This is a genomic window from Aeromonas sp. QDB30, assembly GCF_027707645.1.
GTDB classification, from domain to species: Bacteria; Pseudomonadota; Gammaproteobacteria; order Enterobacterales; family Aeromonadaceae; genus Aeromonas; species Aeromonas caviae.
In genome coordinates, this window is the sequence record NZ_JAPCIY010000008.1 from 20752 (window position 1) to 46028 (window position 25277).

Annotated in this window: 24 protein-coding genes; 11 read left to right on the forward strand and 13 right to left on the reverse strand. The window is 64.3% G+C overall.

All coding sequences use genetic code 11. From position 1 onward, the window contains the following. Window positions 1-40 precede the first annotated feature (40 nt). The 3 genes from PG896_RS03940 to bioH all read right to left on the reverse strand — a co-directional run bounded on the left by PG896_RS03940 (window position 41) and on the right by bioH (window position 1874). Window positions 41-802: a putative metalloprotease CJM1_0395 family protein gene (locus PG896_RS03940; RefSeq protein WP_043153510.1), complete on the reverse strand. Its 762-nt coding sequence runs from the start codon at window positions 800-802 to the stop codon at window positions 41-43. Between the two features lies 1 nt (window position 803). After that, the gene (locus PG896_RS03945; protein ID WP_041214075.1) at window positions 804-1037 is read right to left on the reverse strand and encodes a hypothetical protein; all 234 of its coding nucleotides are present in this window, start codon (window positions 1035-1037) and stop codon (window positions 804-806) included. A gap of 72 nt (window positions 1038-1109) precedes the next feature. Further along, window positions 1110-1874, reverse strand: a complete 765-nt coding sequence (gene bioH, locus PG896_RS03950) for a pimeloyl-ACP methyl ester esterase BioH (protein ID WP_043153512.1) — start codon at window positions 1872-1874, stop codon at window positions 1110-1112. Window positions 1875-1912: 38 nt separating this feature from the next. Between bioH and PG896_RS03955 the strand changes: the two genes are divergently transcribed. Together PG896_RS03955 and nfuA are read left to right on the forward strand one after the other, a co-directional pair. Further along, window positions 1913-2641: a ComF family protein gene (locus PG896_RS03955; RefSeq protein WP_043153514.1), complete on the forward strand. Its 729-nt coding sequence runs from the start codon at window positions 1913-1915 to the stop codon at window positions 2639-2641. 148 nt (window positions 2642-2789) lie between these two features. Beyond that, window positions 2790-3368 (forward strand): Fe-S biogenesis protein NfuA, encoded by a 579-nt coding sequence (gene nfuA / locus PG896_RS03960; protein WP_010672549.1) that lies wholly within the window; start codon window positions 2790-2792, stop codon window positions 3366-3368. Between the two features lie 291 nt (window positions 3369-3659). Here the strand turns inward: nfuA and gpsA are convergent, their stop codons facing one another. Genes gpsA through PG896_RS03975 form a run of 3 tightly spaced genes read right to left on the reverse strand, consistent with a single transcriptional unit; the run spans window position 3660 to window position 5616 of the window. Next, entirely contained in the window at window positions 3660-4664 is a 1005-nt protein-coding gene (gene gpsA, locus PG896_RS03965; protein ID WP_043153517.1) for an NAD(P)H-dependent glycerol-3-phosphate dehydrogenase, read from the reverse strand. Between the two features lie 2 nt (window positions 4665-4666). After that, on the reverse strand, window positions 4667-5137 hold the full coding sequence (gene secB / locus PG896_RS03970) for a protein-export chaperone SecB (protein WP_010672547.1): 471 nt from the start codon (window positions 5135-5137) through the stop codon (window positions 4667-4669). Window positions 5138-5184: 47 nt separating this feature from the next. Beyond that, on the reverse strand, window positions 5185-5616 hold the full coding sequence (locus tag PG896_RS03975; protein WP_010672546.1) for a rhodanese-like domain-containing protein: 432 nt from the start codon (window positions 5614-5616) through the stop codon (window positions 5185-5187). Between the two features lie 348 nt (window positions 5617-5964). Here PG896_RS03975 and gpmM point away from each other — a divergent pair, with 348 nt between their 5' ends. Next, window positions 5965-7494, forward strand: a complete 1530-nt coding sequence (gene gpmM, locus PG896_RS03980; RefSeq protein WP_043153519.1) for a 2,3-bisphosphoglycerate-independent phosphoglycerate mutase — start codon at window positions 5965-5967, stop codon at window positions 7492-7494. Window positions 7495-7503: 9 nt separating this feature from the next. Beyond that, window positions 7504-8907 carry a peptidoglycan DD-metalloendopeptidase family protein gene (locus tag PG896_RS03985; RefSeq protein ID WP_043153520.1) on the forward strand — a complete coding sequence of 468 codons (1404 nt, stop codon included), beginning with the start codon at window positions 7504-7506 and terminating at the stop codon, window positions 8905-8907. Window positions 8908-9113: 206 nt separating this feature from the next. On the opposite strand, the gene PG896_RS03990 is transcribed toward PG896_RS03985, so the two are convergent. Next, on the reverse strand, window positions 9114-9764 hold the full coding sequence (locus tag PG896_RS03990; protein ID WP_041212172.1) for a Qnr family pentapeptide repeat protein: 651 nt from the start codon (window positions 9762-9764) through the stop codon (window positions 9114-9116). Window positions 9765-9853: 89 nt separating this feature from the next. On the opposite strand from PG896_RS03990, the gene PG896_RS03995 reads away from it, so the two are divergent. Next, window positions 9854-10861 (forward strand): substrate-binding domain-containing protein, encoded by a 1008-nt coding sequence (locus tag PG896_RS03995; RefSeq protein WP_039039499.1) that lies wholly within the window; start codon window positions 9854-9856, stop codon window positions 10859-10861. 110 nt (window positions 10862-10971) lie between these two features. Then, entirely contained in the window at window positions 10972-11361 is a 390-nt protein-coding gene (locus PG896_RS04000) for a nuclear transport factor 2 family protein (RefSeq protein WP_041214080.1), read from the forward strand. A 55-nt stretch (window positions 11362-11416) separates the two neighbouring features. On the opposite strand, the gene PG896_RS04005 is transcribed toward PG896_RS04000, so the two are convergent. The 4 genes from PG896_RS04005 to PG896_RS04020 all read right to left on the reverse strand — a co-directional run bounded on the left by PG896_RS04005 (window position 11417) and on the right by PG896_RS04020 (window position 15265). Next, the gene (locus tag PG896_RS04005) at window positions 11417-12109 is read right to left on the reverse strand and encodes an AraC family transcriptional regulator (RefSeq protein ID WP_151027772.1); all 693 of its coding nucleotides are present in this window, start codon (window positions 12107-12109) and stop codon (window positions 11417-11419) included. A 138-nt stretch (window positions 12110-12247) separates the two neighbouring features. Continuing rightward, entirely contained in the window at window positions 12248-12889 is a 642-nt protein-coding gene (locus PG896_RS04010) for a bifunctional 4-hydroxy-2-oxoglutarate aldolase/2-dehydro-3-deoxy-phosphogluconate aldolase (RefSeq protein WP_039039502.1), read from the reverse strand. A 9-nt stretch (window positions 12890-12898) separates the two neighbouring features. After that, complete coding sequence (gene edd / locus PG896_RS04015; RefSeq protein WP_043153528.1) at window positions 12899-14695, reverse strand: phosphogluconate dehydratase; 1797 nt, start codon at window positions 14693-14695, stop codon at window positions 12899-12901. Window positions 14696-14755: 60 nt separating this feature from the next. After that, the gene (locus PG896_RS04020) at window positions 14756-15265 is read right to left on the reverse strand and encodes a gluconokinase (protein WP_039039504.1); all 510 of its coding nucleotides are present in this window, start codon (window positions 15263-15265) and stop codon (window positions 14756-14758) included. A 165-nt stretch (window positions 15266-15430) separates the two neighbouring features. Here PG896_RS04020 and PG896_RS04025 point away from each other — a divergent pair, with 165 nt between their 5' ends. From PG896_RS04025 to PG896_RS04040, 4 genes are all read left to right on the forward strand, one after another. Beyond that, window positions 15431-16792, forward strand: a complete 1362-nt coding sequence (locus tag PG896_RS04025; protein WP_234035436.1) for a GntP family permease — start codon at window positions 15431-15433, stop codon at window positions 16790-16792. A 152-nt stretch (window positions 16793-16944) separates the two neighbouring features. Continuing rightward, window positions 16945-18294: a CDP-diacylglycerol--serine O-phosphatidyltransferase gene (pssA, locus tag PG896_RS04030; RefSeq protein WP_270835388.1), complete on the forward strand. Its 1350-nt coding sequence runs from the start codon at window positions 16945-16947 to the stop codon at window positions 18292-18294. 176 nt (window positions 18295-18470) lie between these two features. Continuing rightward, on the forward strand, window positions 18471-20540 hold the full coding sequence (recG, locus tag PG896_RS04035; RefSeq protein ID WP_010672534.1) for an ATP-dependent DNA helicase RecG: 2070 nt from the start codon (window positions 18471-18473) through the stop codon (window positions 20538-20540). A gap of 254 nt (window positions 20541-20794) precedes the next feature. Next, entirely contained in the window at window positions 20795-22861 is a 2067-nt protein-coding gene (locus PG896_RS04040; protein ID WP_043153532.1) for an AsmA-like C-terminal region-containing protein, read from the forward strand. A gap of 46 nt (window positions 22862-22907) precedes the next feature. Here the strand turns inward: PG896_RS04040 and PG896_RS04045 are convergent, their stop codons facing one another. After that, window positions 22908-23816 carry a bifunctional GNAT family N-acetyltransferase/hotdog fold thioesterase gene (locus PG896_RS04045; protein ID WP_010672532.1) on the reverse strand — a complete coding sequence of 303 codons (909 nt, stop codon included), beginning with the start codon at window positions 23814-23816 and terminating at the stop codon, window positions 22908-22910. Between the two features lie 173 nt (window positions 23817-23989). Between PG896_RS04045 and PG896_RS04050 the strand changes: the two genes are divergently transcribed. After that, window positions 23990-24670, forward strand: a complete 681-nt coding sequence (locus PG896_RS04050; protein ID WP_043153606.1) for a methyltransferase domain-containing protein — start codon at window positions 23990-23992, stop codon at window positions 24668-24670. A gap of 66 nt (window positions 24671-24736) precedes the next feature. Here the strand turns inward: PG896_RS04050 and dtd are convergent, their stop codons facing one another. Continuing rightward, on the reverse strand, window positions 24737-25174 hold the full coding sequence (gene dtd, locus PG896_RS04055) for a D-aminoacyl-tRNA deacylase (RefSeq protein ID WP_010672529.1): 438 nt from the start codon (window positions 25172-25174) through the stop codon (window positions 24737-24739). Window positions 25175-25277 lie beyond the last annotated feature (103 nt).

The window sequence follows — 25277 nt, forward strand, 5'->3', positions numbered from 1 at the left end:
AGCCCCGAAAGGGGCTTTTTCATGCCTGCACGGAGCGGGATCAGACGTCCTGACTCAGGCTATGCGGGGAGGCCGGCCTCACCGCTTGCTGATAGTGCCTGGCAATCACCTGGTTTCGATTGTCCATATAAGCACCGAGCGGGCCTGTGGTTTCCTGCCTGAGGGTCATCAGATCCTTGCGGGCCTGTGCCTCCTTGCCAGAGGCGGCACGGGCCACACTCATGTCTTGTGACGATGGTTCATCGGGAGCCAGTGCTGCGGCACGCACCTGCTGCATCTTGGCGATGGTCGCGGCGGGATCCCCGGGAATGGTCCCCATGTCGATGACCACCTCCCCCCCGGTGGCATAACGCTTGCCATCCGGCCCACGGGAAAACTGGTAGGTAGGGCTCCCCGCATGCTCGCCGCCGGCTGCCTGGTGCGCCTGCTCGTGCTTGCGAACTTCGAGATCCCGTTCGACCAGCGCAGCCACCTGACGCTGCTGCTTTTGCTGCTCCTGCTGTTCACCCTCCTGACGTTGTCGACGCTCCCCCTCCTCCCCCGTTGCCTCGACAAAACGGTGCGCCACCATCACGGGGCCGGTCTGGCCGTTCTCTTTCGTGGACGAGGATGGGGCGGCGGGATTGGCCTGGGCGGCCCGGGATCTCTCTTTCTGGGAACCGACGCCGGACTCGGCGTTGGACGCCTCACTCTGGCGGCTGGGGGGCACCAGTTCTGCGCGGCGGTTGTCAGTCTGTGCCGATTCCGTCTGCGGCTGCAGTTGATTCGGAATGATGGTCGGCAGACTGACGTTGATGTTCATGTCACACCCGGATATCGATCAGGGTGCCCAGCATGTCGCTGGCCGTCTGGATCACCTTGGCGGATGCCCCGGCATGCAGCTCGGCCACCTTGAGATTCACCAGTTCATCCGGCAACTGCACCTGCTCACCCGCTGGCGTATTGAGACGGGCGATTTGGCTGGACGCCTGGCCCGCCAACTGCTCGGCCCGTTGGAACCCCTGCACGCCCGCCGTCATGGCTGATTCGATACGCATTGGCACACTCCTCTGTAGGGTTGGCTAATTATCCATCAACCTGACGAGTTATTGAAGCCTGCCGCTCAAATCTCAGTCAATGAACTGCCGCAGGAGGGTGATGAACTGCTCTGGATGGGAGATGAAGGGGGCATGGGATGCCTTCTCCAGCACCAGACTGTGGCTGGCAGGGTAGCGCGCATCCAGCAAGGGAATGGCGGCCTTCGGCACCAGGGTATCCAGCCTGCCGTAAAGACGCAGCCAGGGCAGATCCAGGCCGATCAGTTCATCCCGCAGATCGACCTCGGCCAGCAGGCCCAGACCCGCCTCCAGGGCCGCAAGCCGGGGAGCGGGTCGCTCCGCCAGCCAGTGACGCAACTGGCGAATGTCATTTCTGGCGTGCTCGCTGCCCATGGCCTGGATCGCGAGGAAACGCTCTATGGTCTGCATGAAGTCGCCGGCCAGCATCTGGTTGAACCCCGCCAGCACCTTGGGGGCAATCCCGGGCCACTCGTCGCGGGCCATGAAGCAGGGAGAACTGGCTACGGTAATGAGAGAGTGAAGGCGTTCAGGCATGGTCAGCGCCAACTGACTCGCCACCAGACCACCGAGGGACCAGCCGAGCAGATGGCATTTTTCAGGCAATATGGCCGCCACCTGCTCTGCCAGCCAGGGCAGGGTGTAGTCTGTTCCTGATTGCAGGGGGCTGTTGCCAAAGCCGGGCAGGTCCACCAGATGCAGCCGATAGTGGGCAGCCAGTTCTTGGGCAATACCGTGCCAGACGGCCCCGTTCATGCCCCAGCCATGCAACAACACCAGGTCCGGGCCCTGGCCAAACCGCTCAACCGATACGCTCATCTAGACTCAAGATCCCTGTTTATCTGCTTGGAGCCTGCATGTTAAAGCGGCTGCTCGCCAAAGCAAGTCCGATCCTTGGCACCCAGTCCGACTGGCTCGGTCTGTGCCTGCTCTGTCGCCAACCCTGTGATGACACGCCCTTGTTGTGCTCCTGGTGTCGCCACGCCCAGCGCCAACACGACAGACGATGCCTGATGTGTGCAGCACCGCTGCCGGAGCAACATCGCGAGAGCGAACTGCTGTGCGGTCGCTGCCAGCGCAGACCCTCCCCCTGGGAGCGTTTACAGGTGATCGGCGATTATCAGGCACCTTATGCCCAACTCATCCCCCAGCTGAAGTATTCCGGTCAGATCCTGCTCGCGCCGCTGCTTGCCCGCCTGCTGGCAGACCATCTGGACCTCGCCAACCCACCGCAGGTCATCATTCCGGTTCCCCTGCACTGGTGGCGCCAGTGGTGGCGCGGCTTCAATCAGGCAGAAGAAATCGGCCATGCCCTGAGCGCACTCACCGGCATTCCTTGCGACACCCGCGTACTGCGCCGGACAAGGTCGACCCCGCAACAGACCCGGCTCAGTGCCGGCCAGCGGCGACGCAATCTGCGTGGCGCCTTCGAAATAGAACCTCACCACTACCGGCATGTGGCACTGCTTGATGATGTGGTCACCACGGGCGCCACCGCAGGTCAGCTCACCCGGTTGCTTCATGAGCACGGCGTCACCACGGTAGAGGTGTGGGCCATCTGCCGTACCCTCCGACACCTGAAATAACCGGGCTGGGATCCGGCCCGGGAGTCCGCTGGCGGCATGATTCCGATACGCCCGGGCTCACAGGCTCGCCATCGGCACGCTACCCAAGCCCCGCCAAGCGAGTTATCATGAATACCCTAGTCGTACACTCAGGTTTATGAGGATAGTGATGATCAGCATTTCCGACACCGCCCAGGCCCACTTCCGCAAGTTGCTGGAGAAGCAGCCTGATGGCACCAACATCCGGGTGTTTGTGGTCAATCCGGGAACCCAGAATGCCGAGTGCGGCGTATCCTATTGCCCACCCGACGCGGTCGATCCGGAAGATCAGCACCTGCCCTTCAGCGGCTTCGACTGCCTGGTCGATCCCCTGAGCGCCCCCTTCCTGGTGGATGCCACCATCGATTTCGTCACCGATCAGATGGGCTCCCAGCTCACCCTGAAAGCCCCCAACGCCAAGATGCGCAAGGTGGCCGACGACGCCCCGCTGATCGACCGTATCGAGTACGTGTTGATGTCCGAGGTGAACCCCATGCTGGCCGGTCACGGCGGCAAGGTCACCTTGGTCGAGCTGACCGACGACAAACTGGCCATCCTGCAGTTCGGCGGCGGTTGCAACGGTTGCTCCATGGTCGACTACACCCTGAAAGAGGGGATCGAGAAGCAGTTGCTGGAGAAATTCCCGGGCGAACTCAACGGCGTGAAAGATGCCACCGAGCACCAGCGCGGCGACCACTCCTACTACTGATTTGCCCCCTTGCGGCAAAGAAAAGGCCCCGCCAGTTGGCGGCAATGCTGTTCACTTAAGAGAATTTGAGTTCCAGTCCACGTAGTATCAGGGCTAAAAAATGAGGGAGGCATGATGCCTCCCTCTTTCTATTGCAAGCCACGCTGGATAAAGGCTGAAGGAACATCGACTGGAAACAGCCTTGCTCCCCCAACTCAAGTCGCATTTATGAATAATTAGTCAAAAATGTGCTTATCTGAACAGCATTGCGCCAGTTGGCGGGGCCTTTTGCATGCTGCGGCTGGCAGAAGATCACTCGTCCTTCTTGTCTCGCGACAGCAGGGCGATGGCCGCCTCTTTCGGATTCTTGCCTTCGTACAGCACCTTGAAGATCTGTTCGCAGATGGGCATCTCGACGCCACAGCGGGCCGCCAGCAGATGCACCTCCTTGGTGTTGCGATAGCCTTCCACCACCTGGCCTATCTCGGCCATGGCGGTGTCAACCGACTTGCCCGCTCCCAGCGCCAGACCGAAACGGCGGTTGCGCGACTGGTTGTCGGTACAGGTCAGCACCAGATCCCCGAGCCCCGCCATCCCCATGAAGGTCTTGGCGTCGGCCCCGAGGGCGGCGCCCAGACGCTGCATCTCCACCAGGCCCCGAGTGATGAGCGCAGTTCTGGCGTTGGCCCCAAAGCCGAGTCCGTCGGAGAGACCGGCACCGATGGCGATGACGTTCTTGACCGCCCCGCCCAGCTGCAGACCGATGAAGTCCGGATTGGTATAGACCCGGAACGAGCGGCCGCAGTGCAGCAGGTGGGAGAGATCGTCGGCAAAGTCGTCGTGGGTCGAGGCCACCGAGATGGCGGTCGGCAGACCGGCGGCCAGCTCGCGGGCGAAGGTCGGGCCCGAGATGACCGCCAGTGGAATGGCATCCCCCAGCACCTCCCGCGCCACCTCTTGCAGCAGACGGCCGCTATCCGGCTCCAGCCCCTTGGTGGCCCAGGCGATCCGGGTATCCGGGCGCAGGAAGGGTTTGACCTGGGCCAGTACCTGGCCGAACACATGGCTCGGCACCACCAGCAGCAGCACGGGAGCGGCTTGCACCGCCGCCTGCAGATCCGACGTCAGTTGCAGATCGGCCGGGAAGGGGACATCCGGCAAGAATGCCTTGTTGCAGCGATCCTGTTCCAGCTCGGCGACATGGGCAGGGTCGTGACCCCACAGCAGGGTCGGATGACCATTGCGCGCCAGAGAAATGGCAAGGGCGGAGCCATAAGACCCCGCCCCCAGGACCGAGATTGCGATCTGGTCGGCCATTATCAGGCTTCCGCAGTCGCCTGCTGGGCCTGTACCTGCGCCATGTGCTGGGCGAACAGGGCGTCGAAGTTGACCGGTGCCAGGTTCAGCTGCGGGAAGGAACCCTTGCTCACCAGGTTGGACACCGCTTCGCGGGCATACGGGAACAGGATGTTCGGGCAGAAGGCCGCCAGGCAGTGGGCCAGTTGCGGCTCAGGCAGGTTGCCGATGGTGAAGATGCCGGCTTGCTGCACTTCGCACAGGAAGGCGGTCTCGGTTTCCAGCTTGCAGGTGACGGTCAGGGTCAGCACCACTTCATAGACGCTGTCGGCCAGGACATTGGTCTTGGTGTCCATGTCCAGCTTGACGTCCGGCTGCCACTCTTTCTGGAAGATGTGCGGAGTATTCGGGGCTTCGAAGGAAACATCCTTGGTGTAGACACGCTGGATGTGGAATTCCGGTTGCACTTCCTGGTTGTTGATTTCGTCAGCCATTTCGTTTGATTCCTTTTTAAGATAATGAGTGGGCGCAGGCCCTTAAATCAGCGTTTTTTGGTCACCGGCAGATTGTCTGCACGCCATTGGGCCATGCCACCGCTGAGCACATACACCTGCTTGAAACCGGCCTTGCTCAGTTGGCGACCCGCGCCACCAGCGGTCATCCCCGACTCGCACACCACTATGATGGGGGCATCCTTGTGCTTTTCAACCGGACCCAGATTATTCGCCTGGATCTGGGCGAGCGGCAGGTGATGGGCCCCGGCCAGATGACCCTTGGCAAATTCATCCTGACTGCGAATGTCCACGACGGTGGCGTTTTCACGGTTGATAAGCAGGGTAGCGGCGTGGTTGTTGACCGCCTTCACCGGAGAAAAACGAGCACGCACAGTGGTATACACCAGGGTGCCTGCCAGGCCCAACCAGGCTGCGGTCAGCAGCGGATTGCGGGCCGCGAAATCCAAATACTCTTGCATCTTCTACTATCCAGGGACCAAGACAAGGGCCCGAGTATACATGGGGCCCTGCATAAGATCAGCCATCTTGGCGGCAAAGCGAGAGCAAGCTCCCATCAGGGATGGCTGCCGATTCTTCCTCCTCCAACCGGGCAGAACGAGAGGATGTGCCATGCCGAAAAGAGGGGGGAAACAGAGGAAACCCCGCCGCGGCAGACAAGCCGGCAACATGCCTAAAACAGCGGGATAACAGTTAAAAAGCGAGGCTGGAGAGGGACTTGGCTATCAGGTGACTATTTCGGCAGATGTAGTAATATTACGCTAGTTTCACTTCCCGCAATTCATTCCTATCCGAGAGGACATAGCCTTATGTCAACAGCTAAGAAACCGCTGGTTCTGGTCATCATGGACGGTTGGGGCTACAGCACCAAGCAAGAGTACAACGCCGTTGCTGCTGCCAAGACCCCCAATCTGGATCGCCTGGCCCGTGACTACACCAGCACCCTGATCTCCGGCTCCGGCCTGGACGTGGGTCTGCCGGACGGCCAGATGGGCAACTCCGAAGTGGGCCACACCAACATCGGTGCCGGTCGCGTCGTCTATCAGGAGCTGACCCGCATCTCCAAGGACATCCAGGACGGCGACTTCTTCCAGAACGTCGAGCTGGCCAAGGCTGTCGACGCTGCCGTGACCAAGGGCAAGGCCGTGCACATCATGGGTCTGATGTCCCCGGGTGGCGTACACAGCCACGAAGAGCACATCATGGGCATGATCGAGATGGCCGCCAAGCGTGGCGCCGAGCAGATCTACTTCCACGCCTTCCTGGATGGCCGCGACGTCCCGCCGCGCAGTGCCCAGTCCTCCATCGAGCTGTTCGACGCCCTGTTTGCCCGACTGGGCAAGGGTCGTTTCGCCTCCATGATCGGTCGTTACTACGCCATGGACCGCGACAACCGCTGGGATCGCGTGCAGCAGGCCTATGACCTGATGACCCAGGGCAAGGGCGAATTCACCGCCGACAACGCCACCGACGCGCTGGCCGCTGCCTATGCCCGCGACGAGAACGACGAGTTCGTCAAGGCCACCCGCATCGGCGACGCTGCACCGATGATCGACGGCGACGCGCTGATCTTCATGAACTTCCGTGCCGACCGCGCCCGCGAAATCACCCGCGCCTTCGTCGATACCGACTTCACCGGCTTCGCCCGCACCGCCACCCCGGCCCTGCACTTCGTGATGCTGACCGAATACGCGGCCGACATCAAAACCGCCTGCGCCTATCCGCCCACCGCCCTGGTCAATACCCTGGGTGAGTGGCTGGCCAAGCAGGGCAAGACCCAGCTGCGCATCTCCGAGACCGAGAAGTACGCCCACGTCACCTTCTTCTTCAACGGTGGCGAAGAGGCCTGCTTCAGCGGCGAAGATCGCGAAATCGTGGCGAGCCCGAAAGTGGCTACCTATGACCTGCAGCCGGAGATGAGCTCCGAAGAGCTGACCGACAAGCTGGTTGCGGCCATCAAGAGCGGCAAGTACGACGTCATCATCTGCAACTACCCGAACGGCGACATGGTCGGTCACACCGGCGTGTTCGATGCGGCCGTCAAAGCCTGTGAAGCGGTCGACCACTGCATCGGTCGCGTCACCGACGCCCTGGCGGAAGTGGGTGGCGAGTGCCTCATCACCGCAGACCATGGCAACGCCGAGAAGATGATGGACGAAGAGACCGGTCAGGCCCACACCGCCCACACCAATCTGCCGGTTCCCCTCATCTACTTCGGTCGTAAAGCCGAGGTCGCCGAAGGCGGCAAACTGTCCGATCTGGCCCCCACCATGCTGACCCTGATGGGTCTGCCGGTGCCGCCGGAAATGACTGGCAAGCCCCTGATGATTCTGAAATAATCCTGCCCCATGCGGGGATGCGAAATTATTTCACAGAAAACCAGTCGCGTCGGCCTGTTGGTCGGCGCGCTGTTTTTTTGCCTGATCGGCGGTACCGGCACAGCCCGGGCTGCGAACCAGCAGCTGGGGGCCATGCAGTCCCAGATCAAGGAACAGCAACAGACCCTCAAGCTCAGCAAGCAGGAGCTTGCCAAGCTCAACACCCAGCTCAAGGCTGACGAGCAGGCCATTTCGGCTGCCGCCGCCAAACTCGAGCAGACCAGACAGCAACTCCGGCAGAACCAGCAGAAGCTGGCGTCCCTGCAGCAGGACAAGCTGGCACTGGAGCAACAAGCCAAACACCAGAAGCAGTTGCTGGCCAAGCAGGCGGAAAGCGCCTTCCAGGCGGGCAACCACGATTACCTCAAACTGCTGCTCAACCAGCAGGATCCGGCCAAGCTGAGCCGCGCCCTCGACTATTTCGATTACCTCAACAAGGCCCGTATCGAGGCCATTGAAGCCCTGCGCGCCACCCGTGACAAGCTGGCCAAGAACCAGCAGGCCACCAGGGAGACCGAGAACCGCCTCCAGACCCTGCTCGGCGAGCAGCAGGAGCATCACCAGAGCCTGCTGGCCAGCCAGCAGAGCCGTGCCAAGGTGCGCAACCAGTTGCAGCAATCGGTGCAGGCCGACGAGCAGAAGCTCGACAAGCTGGTCAAGGCGGAGAAGGCGCTCAAGGCGCGGCTGGAAGAGCTGCGTCGCCAGCAGGAAGAAAAGGAACGCCGCGAACGGGCAGAGCGGGAGCGCCTCGCCAAGATCAAGGCCGAGCAGGAGCGCCAGCGCCGTCTGGAGGCCCAGCGCCTGGCAGCCGAACAGAAACGCATCGAGGAGCAGCAGCGGATCGCGGCCCAGCAGCGCCAGGTCGGCGAACAGCAGCGGCTGGCGGCCCAGCAGCAGCGCGTCGCCGAACAGCAGGCCAAGGTGGCGCAGCAGCAAGCTGCCGCCCGCAACAGCGCCAAGGCGAGCAGCAACGGCTACGGCGGTCTGAGCACGGGTGGCAACCTGCGCTGGCCGGTGCAGGGCCCCATCCTCATCTCCTACGGCTCGCCGCGTACCGCCGAGCTGAAGTGGAAGGGCACCCTGATCGGCGCCAGCGAAGGGACCCAGGTCAAGGCGGTGGCTCCGGGCCAGGTGGTCTACGCCGACTGGCTCGACGGCTTCGGCATGCTGCTGGTCATCGACCACGGCAAGGGTTACATGAGCCTCTACGGCCACAACCAGTCGCTGCTGCGCCAGGTGGGACAAAAGGTGGAGCAGGGTGAGCCCGTGGCCCTGGTCGGCGACAGCGGCGGACAGGAGCGCTCCGGCCTCTACTTCGAGATCCGCTATCAGGGCGAGGCCATCAACCCGACCAAGTGGCTGGCCAGACGCTAAGCCCGCCTTGGCGGTGCCCGAGTGGAGTCCGCTACCTCATCCCCAGCCCTTCTCCCGCGAGGGGAGCAGGGAGCAAAAGACAGCAACACCGCGTCGTTTACCACTTCACCTGACAAAAAGTCTGCATCGCGCAGGCTTTTTACTTGGCAGGGGAGGCACCACACCGCCCGCCCCGATGATGAAAACTTACCTCTTTTCCATCCCGCTCAGGGGAAGACCACCAGCCCGATCTGCTCCAGTAGCCCCTGCTGCTGATCTTCATTGATCTGCACCCCGGCGAGGTTGACCCGGCGCAGATCCAGGCCGGGCAGATCGCACTGGCGCAGATCGCAGCCTTGCAGGTTGAAGCTGGTCCAGTCGATTTGCCCGAACTCGGAGCCGCTGAGATCCGAGCCCGCCAGGGAGGCGCCCAGCAGGTTGGCCCCCTGCCAGCGGTTGCCGGCAAGCTCGCACCGCTCCAGCAGGCAGCTTTCGAAGTTGGCGTAGCTGAAGTTGTTGCCGGTGAGGTGGGCTTCGCAGAAGTAGCTTTTGGCGGTGATCCGGTTGGCGAAGCTGGCATGGGCGAAGTTGATCCCCATGGCCTGGCAGTCGCGCATCTCCAGCCCAAGACACTGGCTGCGGCCGAAGTCCGCCAGGGTGAGATCGCAGCGCAGGAAGCTCGCCTCCCTCAGATCGCAGCCCTGAAACAGGCATCCCAGCTCCCGTTCCCTGTCATAGAAGCTGCAGTCGACGAAGCGGCTCTCCCCGAGATCGAGCCAGGAGAAGTGACAGCCGATGAAGCGGCACCCCTGGAACTGCTCCCCCTCCACCTCTTGCTGCTCGAAGTGGACCCCCTCGAAACACCTGCCCTTGATCATCCCCTGCCCCCTGTTGATGGCGTCATATGCTGACATTGCCGTGCAAAAACGGTAATGTTACGTGTAACATTTTTTTGCCGGATCCCCAGATGAACGACACCCGCAAGCGCCGCCCTACCCTGCAGGACATTGCCGACCTGACCGGTGTCACCAAGATGACCGTCAGCCGCTACCTGCGCGACCCGTCCGCCGTGGCCGAAGGGACCCGCGAGCGCATCGCCGCCGCGGTGGAGGAGCTCGGCTACATCCCGAACCGGGCGCCGGACATGCTGTCGAACGCCACCAGCAAGGCGATCGGCATCCTGATCCCCTCCCTCTCCAACCAGGTCTTCTCAGCGGTGATCCACGGCATCGAGGCGGTGACCCGGCCCGCCGGCTACCAGACCCTGCTCGCCCACTACGGCTACAGCCCGGAGCGGGAGGAGGAGCAGGTCGCCTCGCTCCTCTCCTACAACGTGGACGGGCTCATCCTCTCGGACACCCAGCACACCGAGCGCACCCGCAAGATGATCGCCACCGCCGGCATCCCGGTGGTGGAGACCATGGATCTGCCCCTCTCCCCCATCGACATGGTGGTGGGCATGGATCACCGGGCCGCCGCCCGGGCCATGGTAACAGAGATGCTGCGCCGGGGACGGCGCAAGGTGATCTACCTCGGCGCCCGGCTAGACGTGCGCACCCAGCTGCGAATGGAAGGCTACTACCAGGCGATGGCCGATTTCGGTCTGACCGGCCAGCACCTGCTGACCGAGCAATCCTCCAGCTTCACCCTGGGGGGAGAGCTGCTGGCCCAGGCCATGGCGCGCTTCCCCGATCTCGACGGCCTGTTCTGCACCAACGACGACCTCGCAGTGGGGGCCCTGCTGCAATGCCAGGCCAGGTGGATCCCGGTGCCCCAGCAGGTGGCCATTGCCGGCAGCAACGCCCTCGACATCGGCCACGCCATGACCCCCAAGCTCGCCAGCATCGTCACCCCCCGCGAGACCATAGGTCGCGAAGCCGCCATCATGCTGCTGGCCCGCCTCGGCGGCCAGCCGCTGGCGACCAGGTGCAAGGACATCGGCTTCTCCCTCTATGAGGGGGAAAGCCTCGGCTGATCCCCGGCCATCATGGCGCGTTCGACCGCCATGATGGCGCCTTCTCCCCTCTCCCCTCGCCGTCCCCTGGCCTATGCTGGCTCCTCCATCCACCCTGTCAGGAGCAGACCATGCACCACACCGAACGATTGAAAGCCTGCCTGCAGCGCGTCATCTGCGATCCCGCCTTCCCCCTGGCGGAGCTCGACGCCTGGTTCACCCCAGACTACTGCCAGGAGGTGAACGGCGAGCGGCTCGACTACCCGGCGTTTCACCAGCACATCGCCACACTGCGCCGCCATCTGGCCGGTGCGAGCATCGAGTTTGTCGCCACCCTGGCGCAGGGGGAGCGGGTGCACTCGACCCATGTGGTACGGGCCACCCGCCAGGACGGCGGCACCCTGGTCTGCAAGGTAAGCGGCCTCTTCACCTTTCGCGGCGACCGGATCTGCCACACCGACGAGGTGACCTGTCTGCTGGCAGGCAGCAAGGAGGATGCGGATATCGGCTCGCGGCGCTGACTGCCGGCAACCCGCAGACACCGCCATGGCGGGCAGGAAGGCAGACGACGGGCCCTCAGGCCGCCGGTTCGCGTCGGGCAAGGCGCTGGAGGGCGCGGGACAAGGCGCCGGGATCCTCGTAGCCGAGCCGATCGGCGATCTGGGCCAGCGTGAGCCCCCTGTGCTGCAACTGGCGCGCCCGTCCCAGCACCACCTGCTCCCGCCACTGGCGAAAGCTGCACCCCAGCTGCTGGAGGAAGAGCCGGTTGAGGGTGCGCACCGAGGCGCCGCAATCTGCCGCCAGCGCCGTCAGCGTCAGATGGATGGCGGGTGCCTGGCACACCCTGTCCAGCACCCGCAGCAGGCGCGGGTCCAGCGCCCCGGCGAGGGGAATGCGCGCCGCGAGCGGGTCGGCGCGCTCCAGCTCCTGGCCAAGCACCGTCAGATAGGCCCCTTTCACCTCCTCCTCGGCCAGCTCGGACAGGCGGGCGAAGAGGCCCGCCAGCAGCGGGCTGGCCTGCAAGGGGCCGAAGGCGGTACGGGCCGACGTCGGCACATAGAGGAGGGAGAGCCGGGAGCGGCGCAGCACGCGAAACTCGTGCTCCCACCCCGCCGGAATAAAGCAGATCTGGCCCGCCACCAGCAGTTCTCCCTCCCCTCGCCCCGTGATGATGCCGCCCCCGTCGTGCAGATAGCAGTATTGGGCATGGGGGTGGCAGTGCAGCGCGGTGAAGTGCCCTTGCGGGTAGGATGGATGCAGACAGGACATGAAGGCTCCAGGGGAGAGGGGCAGCCCCCGACCTTAAGCCAGGGCGAGGCCGGAAGCAAACGGCCCACCCCCTCCGGGGGCGGAAAAACAGCAGGCCACCCGGGGGTGGCCTGTTTAATTTTTCTAAACGATATTTGCTTAGCGTTTAACCAATTCAACCGCTTCCCGGGAGAGGCGGGTCACCTCCTCCCAGTTGCCGCTCTTGACGGCGTCTGCCGGCAGCATCCAGGAGCCGCCGACGGTGGCCACACATTTCAGCGCCAGGTAGTCGGCCACGTTTTTCGGGCCGATGCCGCCGGTGGGGCAGAATTTCACCTGGGGCAGGGGCGCCGCGATGGCGGAGAGTGCCTTGGTGCCGCCGTTCGCCTCGGCCGGGAAGAATTTGAGGTGGTCGTAGCCCGCTTCCAGCGCCTGCATCACCTCGGACGGGGTGGCCACCCCCGGGATCAGCGGCGCCGTGCTCTTGGCCGCGTGGGCCAGCAGGGCCGGGGTCATGCCCGGGGAGATGACGAAGCGGGCACCGGCAGCGACGGCGGCATCAAACTGCGCGCAGTTGAGCACGGTACCGGCACCGACCATGGCATCCGGCATCGCCTTGGCGATGAGGGCGATGGCGTCCAGCGCCACCGGGGTGCGCAGGGTGATCTCGAACACCGAGATGCCGCCGTCGAGCAGCGCCTTGGCCATCGGCAGGGCCTGCTCCAGGTCGTTGATGACCATCACGGGTACCAGGGGGGAGGCGGCAAACACCTCGGCAGGGGTCACTTTCCAGTTCTGCATAGCTCTTCCTTAGTCAAAGATGGTGGCGCCGCACTCGGCGCTCGATACCGCGCGACGCATCACGCTGAACAGTTCACGACCCCACCCCTCTTGTTCCAGGGTGAGGTCGATCTCGGCCTGGGTACGGCCACTCAAATCGGTCAGGCAGTCGAGGCGGCCTGACTCGGCATCCACCCGCAGCAGGTCGCCATCGGCGAGCAGGCCGATGGCCCCGCCGTGCAGCGCTTCCGGGGTGACGTGGATGGCGGCCGGGATCTTGCCGGAGGCACCGGAGAGGCGACCATCGGTGACCAGGGCCACCTTGTGACCCGCCTTCTGCAGGTTGCCAAGCACCGGCATCAGCTTGTGCAGCTCCGGCATGCCGTTGGCGGCCGGGCCGTTGTGGCGCACCACGATGACGGCGTCCTGGTTCAACTCACCGGCCTTGTAGGCCGCCTCCACCGCATGCTGGGAGGAGAAGACCCGGGCCGGGGCCTCGATGACCCGATACTCGGGCGCGACGGCGGAAACCTTGACCACGGCGCGGCCCAGGTTGCCCGCCAGCAGCTTGGTGCCGCCGGTGGCCTGGAACTCGCTGCCAGAGGGGGAGAGCACGCTCGGATCCCCGCTCTCGCCCACCGGTTGCCACACCAGCTTGCCATCCACCAGTGCCGGACGGCTGAGGTAGTCCTGCATCTCGCCGAAGACCGGGGTGGCATCCATGTGGATCAGCCCTTCTTCGGCCAGACGACGCATCAGGCCGGGCACGCCCCCCGCCTGCTCGAAGGCGTTGACGTCCGCCGGGCCGTTCGGGTACATGCGCACCAGGAGCGGCACCACGTCGGAGAGATCGCTCAGGTCGTCCCAGGTCAGCTCCAGCCCGGCGGCACGGGCCAGCGCCACCATGTGGATGCTGTGGTTGGTGCTGCCGCCGGAGGCGAGCAGGGCCACCAGGCCGTTGACCAGGGCGCGCTCGTCGATCACCGCACTCAGGGGGCGATAGGCGGGGGAGCCCGGGATCATGGCGCTGATGCGGCGGGCCGCTTCCTCGGTGAGGGCGTGGCGCAGCTCGCTGTGCGGATGCACGAAGGCGGAGCCCGGCAGCATCAGGCCCATGGCTTCGAACACCAGCTGGTTGGTGTTGGCGGTGCCGTAGAAGGTGCAGGTGCCCGCCGCGTGGTAGGCGCCGCACTCCATCTTGAGCAGGGCGTCGCGGCCCACTTCACCGGCAGCGTACTGCTGGCGCACCTTCACCTTCTCGTCGTTGCTGATGCCGCTCGCCATGGGGCCGGCAGGCACGAAGGCGGTGGGCAGGTGGGCGTGGGAAAGCGCCCCCATGATCTGGCCCGGGGCAATCTTGTCGCAGATGCCGAGCAGCAGGGTGGCGTCGAAGGTGTTGTGGGAGAGGGAGACCGCGGTGGCCTGGGCGATGAGGTCCCGGGAGAAGAGGGACATGTCCATCCCCGGCTGACCCTGGGTCACGCCGTCGCACATGGCGGGCACGCCGCCGGCGACCTGGGCGCTGTGGCCGAGCTCCGCCAGGGCGCCCTTGATGATGTCCGGGTAGCCCTGATAGGGCTGATGGGCACTCAGCATGTCGTTGTAGGCGGTGACGATGGCCACGTTGGCGCGGGTCATGTCGAGGATCCGCCCCTTCTCGTCACAGCTCGAGGCGGCCACGGCGTGGGCCAGGTTGCCACAGGAGAGGGAGGCGCGGGTCTTGCCCTGATCAGCCTGGCGCTGGATGCGGGCCAGGAAGCGGGCACGGCGGGCGGTGCTGCGCTCGCGGATGCGGTTGGTCACCTGGGTGATCACGGGATGGGTCATAGCTTTCTCTCCAACTCTATATACGGGCGCGGTCGGCTGCAGCCGGGCGCGCGACATGGCTCATTGCGCCTGCGTCAGCGCGGTGACGGCACGGTCGACCACCTGTTCGAAGGTCCCGTCGATATCGATGCGAAACACGCCGGGCTCGCCATCCGGTCGCTCCAGGGTATCAAACTGGCTTTGTACCATGGCTTCGCGCATGAAGTGGCCCTGCCGTGCCCGCATCCGTTCGAGAATGAGGGACTGGCTGCCATCCAGAAACAGGAAACTCACCGAGTCGTTGCCCTCGCGGATCTGGTCGCGGTACTGCTTCTTGAGGGCCGAGCAGACGATGACGCCGAGCTCGTTCTTGCGCTCCAGGCTGTAGGCCGCATCGCGGATCCGCTCCAGCCAGGGGGCCCTGTCTTCATCGTTGAGCGGGTTGCCCGCCGCCATCTTCTGGATGTTCGCGCGAGGGTGCAGATCATCGCCGTCGATGAACTTGGCCCCCAGGGCATTGGCCACCTTGAGGCCGATGCTGGACTTGCCGCTGCCACACACACCCATCACGATAATGCACTTGCCCGCCATTATTTGACCTCTCTCTCACTTTTCAAAAAACGTTCGCCTGATGGGTTCTAAGCTACCACGTTACCGGTAACATGTTACCGGTAACGTTTCGCAATGTGAAGTGCAGCACAGAAATGTGCAGAACAACAACTAGAACCATTTGAGGACAATTTTATGGACGGAGCAATGAACACACCCGATGTCGCCTATCTGCTCTCGGTAGCGGGCGGAGCCATTGTCATGTTGCTGGTGCTGATCATGCGATTCAAGGTACATGCCTTCGTGGCATTGACCCTGGTCAGCATGCTGACGGCCCTGGCCACCGGGGTCACCTATGACCAGGTGATCCCCACCATGCTGACCGGTTTCGGCGGCACCCTGGCCTCGGTCGCGCTGCTGGTCGGCCTCGGCGCCATGATAGGCCGGATCCTGGAGATGACGGGGGGCGCCAAGGTACTGGCCGATACCCTGATCAACCGCTTCGGCTCCCACCGCGCCCCCTTCGCGCTGGGTGTGGCCTCCCTGCTGTTCGGCTTCCCGATCTTCTTCGACGCCGGTCTCATCGTCATGCTGCCCATCATCTTCAGCGTGGCGAAGCAGTTCGGCGGCTCCGTCCTCAAGTATGCCCTGCCCTCCGCCGGCGCCTTCGCGGTGATGCACGCCTTCCTGCCGCCCCACCCGGGCCCGGTGGCCGCCAGCGAGCTGCTGGGTGCCAACATCGGTCTGCTCACCGTCGTGGGCCTGCTGGTCGCGCTGCCCACCTGGTATCTGGGTGCTTACCTGTTCGGGCTCTGGTCCGGCAAGAAGTTTGAGTTGCCCCTGCCCCCGAGCTTCACCGCCAGTGCCGAGCAGCTCTCCGACAAGGCGCCGAGCTTCGGCCAGGTGATCTCCATCCTGCTGCTGCCGCTGGTGCTCATCTTCATGGATACCGGCCTCAATACCCTGGGCGTCATGGGCGTCATCGACAAGGGTGCGGACTGGGTCAACGTGCTGCGCATGGTCGGCAAGACCCCGGTCGCCCTGCTCATCACTGTGCTGTACGCCCTCTGGATGTTCCGCCAGAGCCAGGGCAAGGTGCAGCTCGAGAAGTTCTGCAACGACGCCCTGGCCCCGGTCTGCGCCGTCATCCTGGTCACCGGTGCCGGCGGCATGTTCGGCGGCGTATTGCGGGCGAGCGGCATCGGCACCGCGCTGGCCGACGTGCTCTCCGATACCGGCATGCCGGTGATCCTCGCAGCCTTCCTGGTGTCCGCCGCGCTGCGGGTTGCCCAGGGTTCCGCCACCGTGGCCCTGACCACCACCGCCGCCCTGATGGCGCCGACCGTGGCCGCCACCACCGGCCTGAGCGAGCTGGACCTGACCTTCATCGTCATCGCCATCGCCGGGGGCGCCACCGTGCTCTCCCACTTCAATGACTCCGGCTTCTGGCTGGTCAGCCGCTTCCTCAACATGGACGAGAAGACCACCCTCAAGACCTGGACCGTGATGGAGACCCTGCTCGGCACCATCGCCTTCCTCATCGTGGCCACGGCCAGCGCCATCCTCTGACGGAAACACATCGGGGCCGCATCCGTCGGCCCCGATGTGATATTGCACCGACTTTTTACGGATTCTTGCTTGGGCCCATCGCCACAGATTGCTAGAATTGCCTATTCTTCGCCCCGAGTGGAACGCTTCATCCCGTGATTTCAGGCTTCTCTATGCATTCATCGGCACATTATCGACAGTTGCTGACCCGCTTACCCCAGATCGCGGTCGCCGCGGATCAGTTCCAGATACTCAGCAGCGCCAAAGACTTCAAGAGCCGGATCCTGTCGCTCATCGCCCATGCGACCCAGCGCATCTATCTGATCGCGCTCTATCTGCAGGATGACGAGGCGGGACGGGAGATCCTCTCCGCCCTCTATGCCGCCAAGCAGCGCAATCCCTCTCTCGACATCAAGGTGTTCGTCGACTTCCACCGCGCCCAGCGCGGCCTGATCGGCAAGGGCAAGCAGGGGGGCAACCACCTGATGTACCAGGCCATGGCCGCCAGCCACCAACACCAGATCGAGATCTACGGCGTGCCGGTCAAGGGCCGCGAGCTGCTCGGGGTGCTGCACCTCAAGGGCTTCATCTTCGACGACACCCTGCTTTACTCCGGCGCCAGCCTCAACGACATCTACCTGCACCAGCAGGAGCGCTACCGCTTCGATCGCTATCACCAGATCCACAGCCCGGCACTGACCCGCAGCATGGTCAACTACGTGGATGACGTCTTCCTCGGCAGCGAGGCCGTCCAGCGGCTGGATCGCACCGGCATCCCCGGCGCCAAGCAGCTCAAGGGGCCGATCCGCCGCTTCAAGCAGCGTCTGCGCCTCTGCCAGTACCGCTTCGAGAGCATCAAGCCCAACGATCGGGAGATCGCCGTGACCCCCATGGTGGGCCTGGGCAAGCGGGGCAACCAGCTCAACCGGATGATCCGCAACCTGGTGCGGGCCACCGAGCGGGAGATCTTCATCTGCACCCCCTACTTCAACCCCCCCAAGGAGTTGAACAAGGACGTGGAGGCGCTGCTCAAACGCGGCTGCAAGGTGACCATCGTCGTGGGCGACAAGACCGCCAACGACTTCTTCATCCCCCCGGAGGAGAAGTTCTCCACCATCGGTGGTCTGCCCTATCTCTACGAGACCAACCTGCGCAAGTTTGCCGAGCGCAACCAGCACCACATCGACAACGGCCGGCTCAACCTCATGCTCTGGTGCTGCGAGAAGAACTCCTATCACCTCAAGGGGATCTTCGTGGATGAGGAGTGGGCCCTGCTCACCGGCAACAACCTCAATCCCCGAGCCTGGGCGCTGGATCTGGAGAACGGCCTGCTGGTACACGACCAGCACCATCACCTGCGCGAGCAGTTCAGTGCGGAGCGGGAGAACATCCTGGCCCACACCCGCCGCATCAGTCACTTCGACCAGATAGAGCAGATCAAGGATTACCCGGATCAGGTGCGCAAGCTGCTGGCCCGGATCCACAGGGTCAAGGCTCACCTCCTGCTCAAGCGCATCCTCTGACCGCCAGGGCGCCCCGTCAGTGAAAAAGCCTGCCGTTTCCGGCAGGCCTTTTTCATGGATGACCCTCCCCCCGCTCCCTTGCCCACCAGCCCGGAACGGCACAACGCGGCTTGCATCGAGGCCGCAACAACCCCTATCATCTGGACATATTTACAGTGTTTTCGGGCATCTAATTGATGAAATTGGATAAAATCTCCCTCGACAGCCTCAAGGGTGTCGGCAGCAAGATGCTGGAGAAACTCGAGCGGCTGGGGCTGGCCACGGTACAGGACCTGCTGTTCCACCTCCCCCTGCGCTACGAGGACCGCACCCAGGTGTGGCCCATCGGCGATCTGCCGCCCGGCCTGCACGGTGCCGTCGAGGGCGAGATCCAGGACACCCAGCTGGTGATGGGGCGCCGCCGCATGCTGGTGTGCCGTATCAGCGACGGCACCGGCAGCCTGACCCTGCGCTTCTTCAATTTCACCGCTGCCCAGAAAAACAGCCTGGCCCAGGGCCGCCTTATCCGCTGCTTTGGCGAGACACGTCCCGGCAAGTACGGCCTGGAGATGGCCCACCCCGAGTACAAGCTGCTCGGCGAGGAGCAGGCCGGCCAGACCGAAGAGGCCCTCACCCCCGTCTACCCCACCACAGAGGGGCTGCGCCAGCTCACCCTGCGCAGCCTCACGGATCAGGCCCTGGCCCAGCTCGACCTCTACGGGGTCGAGGAGCTGCTGCCTGCCGGCCTCTATCCCCAGCAGATCGATCTTGCCGCCGCCCTGAAGCTGCTGCACCGCCCGCCTCCCTCGGTGGCGCTGGCCCTGCTCGAGAGCGGCCAGCACCCGGCACAGCAGCGGCTCGTACTGGAAGAGCTGCTGGCCCACAACCTCTCGGTCTTGAAGGTGCGGGCCCAGGCACAGACCCAGCTGGCCCGAGCCCTCAAGCCCGCTCCCGAGCTGGTCCGGCAGCTGCTCGGCGCCCTGCCGTTCACCCCCACCGGTGCCCAGAGCCGTGTGGTGGCGGAGATAGCCAGGGATCTGCAACAGAGCCACCCCATGATGCGCCTGGTCCAGGGGGACGTGGGCTCAGGTAAAACGCTGGTCGCTGCACTGGCCGCCCTGCAGGCCATCGGCAACGGCTGCCAGGTGGGGCTGATGGCCCCGACCGAGCTGCTGGCCGAACAGCACGCCATCAACTTCGCCAGGTGGCTGGAACCGCTCGGCATCAAGGTCGGCTGGCTGGCGGGCAAGCAGAAGGGCAAGGCGCGGGAAGAGGCGCTAGCCGCCATCGCGGACGGCAGCGTCAAGATGGTGGTGGGCACCCACGCCATCTTCCAGGAGCAGGTGGTGTTCCAGCGCCTCGCCCTGGTCATCATCGATGAACAGCACAGGTTCGGGGTGCATCAGCGCCTCGCCCTGCGGGAAAAAGGAGAGCGGGAAGGGGTGCATCCCCACCAGCTCATCATGACCGCCACCCCCATCCCCCGCACCCTGGCGATGACCGCCTATGCGGACCTCGACACCTCCATCATCGACGAGCTGCCGCCGGGCCGCACTCCCATTACCACGGTCGCCCTGCCGGACAGTCGCCGCCAGGACGTGATCGAGCGGGTGAGGCTCGCCTGCGAGGAGGGCAAGCAGGCCTACTGGGTCTGCACCCTGATCGAGGAGTCGGAGGTGCTGGAGTGCCAGGCCGCCGAAGACACCGCCGCCGAGCTGCAAACCCTGCTGCCCGGCCTGCACATCGGCCTGGTACACGGCCGGATGCGCCCTGTCGAGAAACAACGGGTGATGGAGGAGTTCAAGGCGGGCATACTGCAACTGCTGGTCGCCACCACCGTCATCGAGGTGGGGGTGGATGTGCCCAATGCCAGCCTGATGATCATCGAAAACCCGGAGCGACTGGGGCTGGCCCAGTTGCACCAGCTGCGCGGCCGGGTCGGGCGGGGGTCGGTGGCCTCTCACTGCGTGCTGCTCTATCATGCCCCCTTGTCCAAGACCGCCCAGAGCCGCCTCGGGGTACTGCGGGAGACCAATGACGGCTTTCTCATCGCCCAGCGGGATCTGGAACTGCGCGGCCCAGGCGAGCTGCTCGGTACCCGCCAGACCGGCCTGGCCGATCTCAAGATCGCCGATCTGGTGCGCGACCAGCCGCTCATCCCTCAGGTGCAGAAGATGGCGCGCTTCCTGATGGACAAACACCCGGCGCATGTCGAGCCTCTGATCCGCCGCTGGCTGGGCCTGCGAGACCACTACTCCAATGCTTGACCAAGGCAGATGCAGAAGAGGGTCACCTTGCCTGATGGATAAACACCCGAGCCATGTCGAGCCCCTGATCCGCCGCTGGCTGGGCCTGCGAGACCACTACTCCAATGCTTGACCAGGGCAGATGCAGAAGAGGGTCACCTTGCCTGATGGATAAACACCCGAGCCGTGTCGAACCCTTGATACGATGCTGGCTCGGTCTACGGGATCACTACTCGAATGCCTGACCAAGCAACAGAAACAGGAGGAAAGCACTGATGAATTCCTGGCTGCGCGGCCTGCTCTACACCTTTGCCTTCCTGCTGCTCTTTGTCTGGGTCGGTCTCGGCCTGTTCGATGCCGAGCGCGCCAAAGGCCCCATCGCCAACTGGCTCAGCCAGCAGACCGGGGTGCCCGTCACCATAGGCCGACTGGTGTTCAATCCGCTGCACCCCTACACCCTGCTGGCGGAGCAGGTGCGCTATGGGGATGCGGTACAGCTGGAAAAACTCTATCTGGAGATCGAGCACATCGACTGGTTGAACCGGGATGTGCGCATCGCCCACCTGGACCTCATCCGTCCCGTCATCAAGCTGCCGCTCCCCAACCAGTTGCCAAGCCTGCCGGTTCACTCCCTCACCATCAGCGACAGCACCATCGACAACCTGAGCCTGCAGAGCGAGGCCCTGACCCTGCGCGGCCTCAGTGCGTCCCTGAGTGACTGGGAACTGATCGACCCGAGACGCCAGCCCCAGGCCAACCTCACCCTGGGCATCAACCAGCTGGAGACCCCCATGTTCACCCTGGCCCGTCTCAGCCTCAAGGGGCGGCTGGAGGGGCAGGTGCTCAGCACCGACAGACTGACCACCAACCTGTTCGACGGCCTGCTCGAGACCGGCATGGTGCTGAACTGGCCAGAGCGCAGCCTGCAACTGCACGATCTCAAGGCCCGCGCCATGCGCCTCGAGCTTGGTGACATACCCCCTGGCGAGTTCCCCCTGCGCCGCATCACCCTGGACAGGGGTCAGCTTGCCCAGGTGAGCATCAATGCCATCGATCAGGAGCTCTCCCTCAACAACTTCAACGGCCAGCTCACCGCCTTCGACTGGCAGACGGGCAGCCAGCCCAGCGGCTATCTGGCGGGCACCCTGGGCGACATGGGCCGCGGCCTGTTCCAGCTTGAGGCCGTCGAGGGCAAGCTCGCCTTCTCCCCCCGGCAGCTGGATGCCGAGCTGCGGGGCAAGGCATACGAAGGGGAGTTCAACGTCGAGCTGGCCCTCGACACCCAGCAGCAGAAGCTCGTCCTGAAGGATCTGGCCCTGAGCGGCATGGACATCAGCTTGCCCCAGGGGTGGTGGCAGGATTGGCAGGGCTGGCGCCCGCAACAGATCGACATCCGCAAACTGGCCTTCGACAAGCTCAAGGTGCTCTCTTTCGACGACACCCTGCCCCTCTCCCTGACCGGCTGGCAACTCTACCTGAACGATCTCGCCCTGTGGGGCAACCAGCCAGGCCCCCTGCTGGGGCGTGCCCGCATCGAGAGCAAGTGGTTCGAGCTGGTGTGGGACGGTCTCAGTGCTCGCAACGGCACCCTGGATGGCGAGCTGACCCCCAGCTCCTGGCAGCTCAACACCCTCGCCACCTCCCTGCCCGACGAGGGCTCCCTCAACCTGAGCGGCCAGTGGGGCAGAACGCCCGGGCAGGAGAGCCGCCTGCAGTTGCAGGGCAAGCAGCTGGATCTGGAGCAGTGGGGCAAGCTGCTGCACTCCCCCGTCTCCTTCGCGGGCAAGGTGGATCTGGCGGCAGATCTGCAGGCCGACCTCAACGGGCAACCCGGCGAGCAGACGGCCAACTGGCGCCGGACCCTTCAGGGCAGCCTGAGCCTGGAGAGCAAGGATCCCTTCTGGGACAAGGTCGGCATCGACCCCCTGCTGGATGACTGGTTCAGGGAGCAGACCCCCCCCGATCTGACACCGCAGACGCTGTGGCAGGCGATGCAGCGCGGAGACACCCCCTTCTATCAGATCAGGCTGGATGCCAGGGCGGAGCAGGGCAAGGTGCGGATCGAGCAAGGCGGTGCCTCCACCATCACCCACCTGCTGGCACTGCAAGGGGGTGTCGACCTGGCCGCAGACCAGTGGCAGCTCGACCTCGGGGTCCTGAACAAGGGACGCTGCGCCGAGCTGCTCGCCCGCTGGCGCGGCCCCCTCAATGCGCCCGACCTGGGCTGGAGTTTCCCCACGGGACAGGACGCCTGTGGCTGGGAGGCGGGTGTGCGCTACCCCGCCCAGGGACGAAGCGGCCCGCTCTGGCGCCCCCGGCCCCCGGCCCCTGCCGCCCAATAACGAACAAGGCCTCGCGAAGAGGCCTTGTTGCTGTGAACACCAGGGATCAGCGTGCGCCGCGCTTGATGGGCAGTACCACATACTGACCGACAAACTCCACCGCCAGCTTGCGGCCGCTGAACAGCTGCACCCGCAGGCTGAACTTGGCGGATTCTCCGCCCCTCAGCGGCTCGAGCACGGCGGGCATGCCCTCCCGGGCCACCCGCGCCTCCGGCTCTTCGCTCACCGGCCGGTAATACTTGATGTTGCCCTCGGCCAGCACGGTATCGCCTCCCAGCCCTGCCTCCTTGAGCTGCAACCAGATGAGACCCCAGCCCGCCAGCACACACTGGCTGTAAATGCTGCCGGCGAACATGGTGTCGTGGACGTTGAGATTGGCCGCCAGGTTGGCCTTGAGGTGGAAGGTCTGGCCATCGTAGTGGGTGATGTGCACCCCCATCTTCTCGCTGATGGGAATGCCCCGCGACCAGCGGGTGGTGAGATCCTGGCACCACTCCGGACGGTACTGGATGGTCTGCATGGGACTCAGGGACTTGATCATCTGGCGGTGAGGGATGCGGCCGAAAGAGACGGGGCCTTCCCCTACCTCGAGGAAGCCGCAGCGGCGATAGAACTCCACCGCCTCCTGGCGGGCGTTCATCACCAGCCGTTTCACCTTCTCGTCGCGGGCAAGCTGTTCGAGATCCTCCACCATGCGGGCGCCCAGCCCCTGGCCGCGAAATTCGGGTCGCAGCGCCATAAAGCGGATCTGGGCTTCATCGCCGCCCACAAAGAGGCGACCCACGGCGATGGGCGTTCCGTCGGGGGAGAGCATCAGCCGGTGAATGGCAACGGTATCGTACTCGTCACGCTCGGAGCCAAGGGGCAGATTGAAGGGTTTGCGCAGTAGTTCCCAGCGCAACTGATAGTAAGCATCCAGCTCCGCTGGTGTTTCTGGGGTGACTACCCGGTACATAAAGCGATCCTTGAGTGTGCGCCGACTGGCAGATGGAAGGACTGACGCAACCATTTCTCCCGGCGCAGCCTGTAGTAGGTATCCAGCTCGGCTGCCGTTTGGGGGATGACCACCCGGTACATAACAACATCCTTGAGTTACACTGGTCGAAAACCATCTTGCCGTGCAAATTCATGGACTTCAATCTGCAAGCGTACCAAGCCGATCACTTATTGCACCTCAGTGCCAAACCCGAACGCCGCGTTTCGGTGCTTGAAAATGCCCGTCATCGCTGGCTGGAAATGGACGGCGTGGTGCAATCCGCCATGAGCCTCCACCAACCGGCCCGCCTCTGTCTGCCTCATCAACGGAGCATCGCGGAGCAGTTGCCAAAGCAGGCAAGCCGGATCCTGGAGCTGGGGCTGGGCGGAGGGGATCTCACCCGTCACCTGGCGGCACGCTGGCCCGATGCCCACCACGACTGCGTGGATCTGGATGCCGACATCCTCACCCTGTTCCAGCAGTTCTTCCTCCCCTCGTCAGGGGGCTCACCTCGGCTGCATCACGCCGATGCGCTGCACTTCCTGCACCAGAGCCAGGAGATCTACGATCTGGTGCTGCTGGATTTGTTCAGCCAGGACGGCAACCCCCTTCTGCTGTTCCAGGCCCCGCTCTATCAGGCGCTGGCCAGCCGCCTGAGCGGTACCCTCATCATCAATCTGCTGCCCCGCACCCGGCTCGAACAGGCACAGGCTCTGCGACTGGCAGAGGAGTGGATAGGCCCGACCCACGTCCACGACGTGCCCGGCTACCGCAACGTCATCCTGCACGCAACCCGTCAGCATGGCCAGGGCGGGCGAGCACCGGCAGGGTGAAGAACCTGCGAAGTGTGCAGGCATCGCGTCCTGCCCCTCCGGTGAGGCCTGCCCTGCCTGCCACCCTTATACCTGCAGCCAGAAGGTGACGGGGCCGTCGTTGAGCAGCCTGACCTTCATGTCGGCGGCGAAGCGGCCGGTTTCGGTCGGCACGCCGCTCTCCCTGGCGCGAGCCACGAAGTACTCATAGAGTCGCTCGGCATCTGCGGGATGGGCGCCACCGGAGAAGCTGGGTCTCATCCCCTTGCCGGTATCCGCCGCCAGGGTGAACTGGGAGACCACCAGCAGGCTGCCGCTCACCTGGCTCACGTTGAGGTTCATCTTGCCGTTCTCGTCAGAGAAGATGCGATAGCCGCTCACCTTGTGCAGCAGCTTGTCCGCCTTGGCCTCGTCATCCCCCTGCTCCACCCCGAGCAGCACCAGCAACCCCTGGCCGATGGCCCCGGTCACCTCTCCCTCTACCGTTACGCTGGCCTCGCTGACCCGCTGAATCAGTGCAATCACATCCCTCTCCTCTCAAAACAGCACGACCGCCCATCCTGCAGGATGAGCGGTCGTCGATGCTACCAATAAATGCCCTGCCCGGGCCAACGTCTTTGTGCCGGGA

Bases quoted from the DNA above. Each gene is read 5' to 3' on its own strand.
- PG896_RS04040 (WP_043153532.1), top strand. From the start codon at position 20,795: ATGAATTCCTGGCTGCGCGGCCTGCTCTACACCTTTGCCTTCCTGCTG.
- PG896_RS04020 (WP_039039504.1), bottom strand. From the start codon at position 15,265: ATGGCGGGCAAGTGCATTATCGTGATGGGTGTGTGTGGCAGCGGCAAG.
- PG896_RS04025 (WP_234035436.1), top strand. From the start codon at position 15,431: ATGAACACACCCGATGTCGCCTATCTGCTCTCGGTAGCGGGCGGAGCC.
- PG896_RS03955 (WP_043153514.1), top strand. From the start codon at position 1,913: ATGTTAAAGCGGCTGCTCGCCAAAGCAAGTCCGATCCTTGGCACCCAG.
- PG896_RS03990 (WP_041212172.1), bottom strand. From the start codon at position 9,764: ATGATCAAGGGCAGGTGTTTCGAGGGGGTCCACTTCGAGCAGCAAGAG.
- gpsA (WP_043153517.1), bottom strand. From the start codon at position 4,664: ATGGCCGACCAGATCGCAATCTCGGTCCTGGGGGCGGGGTCTTATGGC.
- PG896_RS03995 (WP_039039499.1), top strand. From the start codon at position 9,854: ATGAACGACACCCGCAAGCGCCGCCCTACCCTGCAGGACATTGCCGAC.
- PG896_RS04050 (WP_043153606.1), top strand. From the start codon at position 23,990: ATGGACTTCAATCTGCAAGCGTACCAAGCCGATCACTTATTGCACCTC.
- bioH (WP_043153512.1), bottom strand. From the start codon at position 1,874: ATGAGCGTATCGGTTGAGCGGTTTGGCCAGGGCCCGGACCTGGTGTTG.
- PG896_RS04005 (WP_151027772.1), bottom strand. From the start codon at position 12,109: ATGTCCTGTCTGCATCCATCCTACCCGCAAGGGCACTTCACCGCGCTG.
- PG896_RS03985 (WP_043153520.1), top strand. From the start codon at position 7,504: ATGCGGGGATGCGAAATTATTTCACAGAAAACCAGTCGCGTCGGCCTG.
- pssA (WP_270835388.1), top strand. From the start codon at position 16,945: ATGCATTCATCGGCACATTATCGACAGTTGCTGACCCGCTTACCCCAG.
- edd (WP_043153528.1), bottom strand. From the start codon at position 14,695: ATGACCCATCCCGTGATCACCCAGGTGACCAACCGCATCCGCGAGCGC.
- PG896_RS03940 (WP_043153510.1), bottom strand. From the start codon at position 802: ATGAACATCAACGTCAGTCTGCCGACCATCATTCCGAATCAACTGCAG.
- secB (WP_010672547.1), bottom strand. From the start codon at position 5,137: ATGGCTGACGAAATCAACAACCAGGAAGTGCAACCGGAATTCCACATC.
- gpmM (WP_043153519.1), top strand. From the start codon at position 5,965: ATGTCAACAGCTAAGAAACCGCTGGTTCTGGTCATCATGGACGGTTGG.
- nfuA (WP_010672549.1), top strand. From the start codon at position 2,790: ATGATCAGCATTTCCGACACCGCCCAGGCCCACTTCCGCAAGTTGCTG.
- PG896_RS04045 (WP_010672532.1), bottom strand. From the start codon at position 23,816: ATGTACCGGGTAGTCACCCCAGAAACACCAGCGGAGCTGGATGCTTAC.
- PG896_RS03945 (WP_041214075.1), bottom strand. From the start codon at position 1,037: ATGCGTATCGAATCAGCCATGACGGCGGGCGTGCAGGGGTTCCAACGG.
- PG896_RS04010 (WP_039039502.1), bottom strand. From the start codon at position 12,889: ATGCAGAACTGGAAAGTGACCCCTGCCGAGGTGTTTGCCGCCTCCCCC.
- PG896_RS03975 (WP_010672546.1), bottom strand. From the start codon at position 5,616: ATGCAAGAGTATTTGGATTTCGCGGCCCGCAATCCGCTGCTGACCGCA.
- recG (WP_010672534.1), top strand. From the start codon at position 18,471: ATGAAATTGGATAAAATCTCCCTCGACAGCCTCAAGGGTGTCGGCAGC.
- PG896_RS04000 (WP_041214080.1), top strand. From the start codon at position 10,972: ATGCACCACACCGAACGATTGAAAGCCTGCCTGCAGCGCGTCATCTGC.